The 5342-nt window shown below is 65.1% G+C and carries 6 protein-coding genes and 4 tRNA genes; 6 read left to right on the top strand and 4 right to left on the bottom strand.

The features are described 5' to 3' along the window. Positions 1-898 (top strand): IS3 family transposase (locus tag ACFWGZ_RS39290; protein ID WP_382456678.1); only part of this gene is annotated, 898 nt, incomplete at its 5' end. A 445-nt stretch (positions 899-1343) separates the two neighbouring features. Further along, positions 1344-1517, top strand: a complete 174-nt coding sequence (locus ACFWGZ_RS39295; RefSeq protein WP_382456679.1) for a hypothetical protein — start codon at positions 1344-1346, stop codon at positions 1515-1517. Between the two features lie 776 nt (positions 1518-2293). Here ACFWGZ_RS39295 and ACFWGZ_RS39300 read toward each other — a convergent pair. The 4 genes from ACFWGZ_RS39300 to ACFWGZ_RS39315 all read right to left on the bottom strand — a co-directional run bounded on the left by ACFWGZ_RS39300 (position 2294) and on the right by ACFWGZ_RS39315 (position 4258). Further along, positions 2294-2365 (bottom strand) — tRNA-Val (locus ACFWGZ_RS39300). Between the two features lie 48 nt (positions 2366-2413). Next, complete coding sequence (locus ACFWGZ_RS39305) at positions 2414-2836, bottom strand: TIGR02611 family protein (protein ID WP_382456680.1); 423 nt, start codon at positions 2834-2836, stop codon at positions 2414-2416. Between the two features lie 22 nt (positions 2837-2858). Beyond that, positions 2859-3641 (bottom strand): anti-sigma factor domain-containing protein, encoded by a 783-nt coding sequence (locus tag ACFWGZ_RS39310; protein WP_382456681.1) that lies wholly within the window; start codon positions 3639-3641, stop codon positions 2859-2861. Next, a complete protein-coding gene (locus ACFWGZ_RS39315; protein WP_382456682.1) occupies positions 3638-4258 on the bottom strand; it encodes an RNA polymerase sigma factor in 621 nt (206 codons plus the stop codon). The genes ACFWGZ_RS39310 and ACFWGZ_RS39315 overlap by 4 nt, the downstream gene beginning before the upstream one ends. Before the next feature lie 256 nt (positions 4259-4514). Between ACFWGZ_RS39315 and ACFWGZ_RS39320 the strand changes: the two genes are divergently transcribed. The 4 genes from ACFWGZ_RS39320 to ACFWGZ_RS39335 all read left to right on the top strand — a co-directional run bounded on the left by ACFWGZ_RS39320 (position 4515) and on the right by ACFWGZ_RS39335 (position 5306). Continuing rightward, positions 4515-4940: an SsgA family sporulation/cell division regulator gene (locus ACFWGZ_RS39320; protein ID WP_030477975.1), complete on the top strand. Its 426-nt coding sequence runs from the start codon at positions 4515-4517 to the stop codon at positions 4938-4940. 106 nt (positions 4941-5046) lie between these two features. Continuing rightward, positions 5047-5119: transfer RNA gene (locus ACFWGZ_RS39325), tRNA-Gly, on the top strand. Between the two features lie 42 nt (positions 5120-5161). After that, a tRNA-Cys gene (locus ACFWGZ_RS39330) sits at positions 5162-5233 on the top strand. Between the two features lies 1 nt (position 5234). Continuing rightward, positions 5235-5306 (top strand) — tRNA-Val (locus ACFWGZ_RS39335). The last annotated feature ends 36 nt before the right edge of the window (positions 5307-5342 follow it).

The following is a 5342-nucleotide window of genomic DNA, read 5'->3' on the forward strand; positions in this document are numbered from 1 at the left end:
CGGATCGTCCCCGCCCAAAAGGTTCTACCCGGTGATCGACAGGCTCGCCGACGCCGGGATCCCCATCGACCGATGCTGTCGCGTCCTCGGGATCGCGCGCCAGAACTACTACAAAGCCAAACGAACACCGACCACGCCGACGGAGCTGCGACGTCGCTGGCTGACCGGCGTGATCCGCGAAGTGCACGTCGCCTCTCGAGGTACCTACGGCCATCGACGGGTCCATGCCGAACTCACTCTGGGCATGGGCATCACCGTCTGCGAACGCACTGTCTGGCAGCTGATGAGCCAGGCCGGCATCCACGGACTTCCCGGGCCAGCGCGAGTCAAACAGCTCCGCGGCGTCGCCACCGCCGGCGACCTGGTGAACCGCAAGTTCCACCGGCTGAAACCAAACGAACTGTGGGTCACCGACATCACCCAGCACAGGACGAGGGAAGGATGGCTCTACTGCGCCGCGGTCCTCGATGCGTTCAGTCGTCGAATCGTGGGGTGGTCGATCGACTCCACACAGGACTCAACGCTGGTCGTCAACGCACTCGACATGGCCATCCGCAACCGGCGCCCCGAGCCCGGCGGCATCGTCCACGCCGATCACGGAACCCAGTTCACCTCCTGGGTCTTCGGCGAGAAGATCCGCTCAGCCGGTCTGCTGCCGTCCTTCGGAAGCGTCGGCGACGGCCTCGACAACGCGATGATGGAATCCTTCTGGTCATCGATGCAGATCGAGCTGCTGAACCGCCAGAGATGGAAGACCCGCGTGGAGCTGGCCAACGCGATCTTCGACTACATCGAGATCTTCCACAACCGCCGACGCCGGCACTCCGCTCTCGGCTACCTCACCCCGATCGAGTACGAACTACGCTCTGACCACGACACCATCACCGCTGCCAGTTAGCCACAACGACTGGAACCCTTCCGGTGGGGCAGGTCACACTGTCACCTACTCGTGCAGCAGACCCGTTCGTCCCCGGTGCTCATGGTGCATGGCTGGACCGGCAGGTCGACGCACGACGAGGACAGGAGGGGCGCGTTCTCCCACAAGATCGACCTGTCGGCGAACCAGCTCTCCCAACGTCGCCACGGGCGTGGTCAACGAAGACGTCGAGTCACGGCGCCCTCGGGTTCGAGCCGACCCCGCCGACTACCAGAAGTCTCCGGAACTGCCCAGTTTCGACTCACCATCTGGGCGGTTCCTGTGCGGCATTCTCGCTCCCTACGACGGGCAGCCAGGAACTGCGGCGTGCCAGGGAAGCACCACGCCGATCCCGCCCAAACCGGCCGCCTGCAGACTCAACTGGGGCGGCGGCATGTAAGTCGACAGCACCGGAAAGGTCGACTACGTGTGCGCCGGCGGCCTGATGCTCAGCGACGGCAACTCGAAGGTCCTGCCCTACGGCGCCACGCTTTCCGTCTCGGGCATGACCTGCACCTCCGAGACCACCGGCATGCGGTGCGTCCACGACCAGACCGGGCACGGGTTCCGCGTGGCCGCAGAGTCCAACGAGACCTTCTGAACGACGATCGGGCAGCCGCCCAATCGTCGTACTGCCGCAGACCGCGAGCGCGGGCCATGCGGCCGAACCATGTCAGGATCGATCGAACTCCGGGGATCAGCTCCCAATCAGCCGGATCCTCGTCGTTATCTCGTCCCCAGATTGGCTCAATCTGCTGCCAACGACAAGATCTTGACTAAGACTGGCGCCGTTAAGGCCACGTCGATCTGCTCTGCATCAATGATGAGTTGGGCTACGCGGAGTTCGACCGGCACAGCGCCCAACTGCTGTTGCAGGCATTTCACGGCCTGTGGCTCTGCGTCGCGATCGTCGACAGGCCCACCTACAGATGCTGGCCAGTGCAGACCTTAGGAACGTGCCCGCCTGAGACGGCGCCGGCCTGCTCCGTATACCTTTAGGACTCGAACGCGACGCCGCCAAGGCAGTGATTGGTCTGCTTCGAATGCCCGCGTCAACGGGGGCTGATGTAACGTGCAACGAAGCGATTCTGCTACCACTTTTACAACCGAGGCTCCGAGAGTAGGGAGCGAGGGCATCGAGAGACCTTCGATCTGCGCAGGCCAGAGGCTCCGTGGGGCAAGAATCATGCCCGAGAGCGAACCTAGTGACCTCTTCGGTAGAAGCCAATAGATCACGGGCTGGATGGGCGATAGGTCGCTGACCTGCGTATTCGCAGTCCGTAGACCCGAGGTTGGCAGGGCAGCTCTGTGCTGTCAACGCAGACGGCCTGTCGATGGAATCCATCGACAGGCCGTCTGATCAGGTAAAACACACTGTGGGCGATACTGGGATCGAACCAGTGACCTCTTCGGTGTGAACGAAGCGCTCTCCCGCTGAGCTAAACGCCCGTGTTCTGTTGTCCCGCTCTCGCGGTGTGACCATAGCCTACAACATCATCAACGAGAACCAAAAATCGGGCTCTGCAACCAGGTCCACTCGAGGCCGAACCAGCCTCCCACCAGCGCGAACACGTTGAGGAAGTAGCAGGTGACCAGCACGATGGCGCAGACGCCCGCCATCACCAGGCCGCGGACCCAGGCCGGCTGGCGCTTCAGCCACTCCACCCAGCGGTCGTAGTAGCGCTTGGCGAACTTCAGGACTCGGCCCGCCCACTCGAACTCCGTGGCGAGGATGGCCAGGCCGGCGAAGACCACCAGCCAGCCCGGGCCGGGGTACGGGATCATGATGATGCCCGCGACCAGGACCAGGCCGCCGATCACGCCCACGCCGATGCGGTAGGCCAGGTTCAGCGCCGGGTTGCGGTGGAACCAGTGGCGCCAGCCCTTGTGTTCTCCGGGCTTCGCATCGGGCTTCGTCATGTGTCGATCATCCTGTTGGGACTCAGGCGGGTGCAACCTGGCCTCCTGCCAGTACCTCCGACGGGGTCGGAGGGGCCTGGTGGCCCGGTTCGAGCGACACCGCGAAGGTCGTGTGCTTGTGCGCTTCCGGTGACCAGGGGAGCAGTTGTGGGTCGGTCGATCCTGCGCGCACGTCGAACACCGCCAACGGTACCGGCGCCTTCGTGCTCGCACCCCAAACTACGTAAACATGGCCGTCGTCGTTCGGTTCGAGGTTCAGCGGCATCACGGCGGCCGCGTCCGGGTTCGACAGCACCACGGCCATCTCGGTGCCTGTCGTGGAGCGCAGCACCGCCTTGCTCGTGTCGGGGTCCGCAGCCAGAGACAGCGCCTTGTTGAGGTCGTCGGTGCGGGACTCCGCGGCGGTCACCTCGCCTGACAGCTGGTTCACTCGAACGCCCAGGTAGCCGCCGCCCGCTAGCACCGCCAGGGCTGCTGCCGCTGCCAGTAGCATGCGGCCGGTGGGGCGGCGGTGTTGCGGGCGCAGGGGAGTCGGGGCCGCGGGGCGCGGGGCCGGTGCGACGGCCGGCTCTTGGGGGGTGTGCTCGATCTGTTCCATCAGCTTCGCGCGCAGGCGGGGCGGTGGCTGTTCCTGGCGGACGGCGCCGCCGATGCCCGCGAGCACCTCCTCCGTCGACCGGACCGCGCCGCGGCACGTGGCGCAGGTCGGCAGGTGGTCGCGGAGCAGTGCTTCCTCGTCCGGCTCCAGGGAGTGCATCGCCCAGCCGACGGCGAGCTCCTCGTGGGGGCACATGCCGCCGTTCACCGGTGAACTCCCGTCGTCTCGCCGGTCTCCCCGGCCCACAGGTTCCCCAACGTGCCTCTCAGACGTCTGATCGCGGCGAACGTGCGCGATTTCACAGTTCCCAGCGGGACGCCCGTCAGTTTTGCGACCTCGCACTGCGTGTAGCCGCCCAGATATGCCAGCGCAATTACTTGGCGCTGTTCCTCGGGCAGTGTTCGCAAAGCCGCTCTGACCTCGGCGCTCACCACACCGACCAATGCCTGGTGGTCCGAACCCTCCGTGGGAGGGGACACATCGTCCGTGAGGGGAACAGTACGGCGGCGTTGGGTGTTTTCCTTACGTACGGCATCTACCGCGCGGTGGTGCACCAAAGTCATCAACCAGGTGCCGAAACTGCCGCGTGCGGGATCGAACCTGGCGGGGTGCCGCCAGAGCGCGAGGAAGGCTTCCTGGACGACGTCCTCGGCCAGTTCGGGATCGACGCAGATGCGCCTGGCCAGCGAATACGCTGGCGTGCCGTACCTGTCGTACAGCGCGCCGAACGCCGCCCGATCGCCCTGTGCCAGCCTGTGCACGAGGTCGATGTCGGTCGGCCGGCCGTCGCGTGACGCGACGGGTGGACCGGGCGAGTCAGCCACCAGAGAAGTCCTCACGTCCAACATTCGCGCAACAGCCGGTACCGGGTTCAGGTTAGACCCAGCAAGATGGGAGTCGCTGAACATCGGCTAACGAGCGAGGAGGCCACGGAGCGCGTGCACACGGTCGCGTTGCGCAGTCGAACTGACCCGATGGGGTGATCTGCGTCAGAATCGCGAGCGTTCCTCGCCACATGCACGTCACAACTGAGCTGCTCGGTCGTTTCATTGACCGGGAAGGGAGAAGAGGGTAACGACGATGCGCAACGATCACGTGACGCTCCGCTCGACAGCGGTCTTCGACCTGCTGGCGCCGAGGACCCCCGCGGTCCCGGTTCAGGTGGAGCTGCGATATGACACGAAGGACCCGTACGCGGTCGTCGCCGCGTTCCGCACCGGCCGCGCCGGTTGGGTCGAGTGGGTGTACGCCCGCGACCTGCTCGCAGACGGTCTCATCGCCGACGCCGGCGACGGTGACGTCCGCATCCGCCCCGCAGCCGACGACCCCGAGGTCGTCGTGATCGAGCTGAGCTCGCCTTCCGGGCACGCCATGTTCGAGGCGTCCGCCCAGGAACTCGCAGACTTCCTCGACCGCACCTACGACGTCGTCGTGCCGGGCAACGAGCACCTCTGGGTCAACGTGGACGAGGCGCTCACGCACCTCATCTCCAACGACCTGAGCTGAATAATCCGAGGTAGGGGGCCCGCGAAGGCGGTGCGGGTACCCCCGGTGAAACCCGCTTGTACCCCTCGTATAAGGTTGTTTCAACATCACGAAGTCAGTGATGTACGCGGATGTAGCGCAGTTGGTAGCGCATCACCTTGCCAAGGTGAGGGTCGCGAGTTCGAGTCTCGTCATCCGCTCTGTGGGTCTTCAGTGGACGTTCGCTGTGGACTCATGCTCCTGGCGGAGTGGCCGAGTGGCTTAGGCAAGGGCCTGCAAAGCCCTGTACACGGGTTCGATTCCCGTCTCCGCCTCGGACGATTAGCTCAGCGGGAGAGCACTACCTTGACACGGTAGGGGTCACAGGTTCAATCCCTGTATCGTCCACTCGGATCACCAGCGGGGCCCGGTGCACATCGCACC

It is taken from the genome of Lentzea sp. NPDC060358, from assembly GCF_042725365.1.
Taxonomy (GTDB): domain Bacteria; phylum Actinomycetota; class Actinomycetes; order Mycobacteriales; family Pseudonocardiaceae; genus Lentzea.

Coding starts and splice junctions, on each gene's coding strand:
- ACFWGZ_RS39320 (WP_030477975.1), top strand. CDS start 4,515: ATGCGCAACGATCACGTGACGCTCCGCTCGACAGCGGTCTTCGACCTG.
- ACFWGZ_RS39305 (WP_382456680.1), bottom strand. CDS start 2,836: ATGACGAAGCCCGATGCGAAGCCCGGAGAACACAAGGGCTGGCGCCAC.